The organism is Kitasatospora putterlickiae (assembly GCF_039527695.1).
GTDB classification, from domain to species: domain Bacteria; phylum Actinomycetota; class Actinomycetes; order Streptomycetales; family Streptomycetaceae; genus Kitasatospora; species Kitasatospora putterlickiae.
Window position 1 is genome coordinate 1 of record NZ_BAAAKJ010000408.1, and the last position, 547, is coordinate 547.

Here is a 547-nt window from a genome sequence, read left to right on the forward strand (position 1 = left end):
CCCTCGCTTCATGTCATGCGCGCCAGCGAGCCCTTGGCATCAATCATCTAGGCAGCCGCAGGTCGGAGCCCTAGGATCTACTTAACGGTAATTAACCGGCTCCACAACCGGAACGACTCTCCCGAAGAGGCAGGCATCATGGCGGGCAGCGCAGGGGCGGCGGACTTCGATCTCTTCCGGATCTCCGAGGAGCACGAGATGCTCCGTGAGGCGGTGCGTTCGCTGGCCGAGGCGAAGATCGCTCCGTTCGCGGCGGAGGTGGACGAGCGGGGGCGGTTCCCGCAGGAGGCGTTGGAGGCGTTGCGGGGCAACGACCTGCACGCGGTGCACGTGCCGGAGGAGTTCGGGGGTGCGGGGGCGGACGCGCTGGCGACGGTGATCGTGATCGAGGAGGTGGCGCGGGTGTGCGCGTCGTCCTCGTTGATCCCGGCGGTGAACAAGCTGGGGTCGCTGCCGGTGCAGTTGTCGGGTTCCGAGGAGTTGAAGGCGCGGTACCTGGGGGCGCTGGCGCGGGGTGAGGGGATGTTCTCGTACTGCCTGTCGGAGC

The 547-nt window shown here is 67.5% G+C and carries 1 protein-coding gene; it reads left to right on the top strand.

The annotated features are described in order from the left end of the window. Window positions 1–138: 138 nt before the first annotated feature. A partial coding sequence (locus tag ABD308_RS34580) for an acyl-CoA dehydrogenase family protein (protein ID WP_344343833.1) occupies window positions 139–547 on the top strand: 409 nt, incomplete at its 3' end.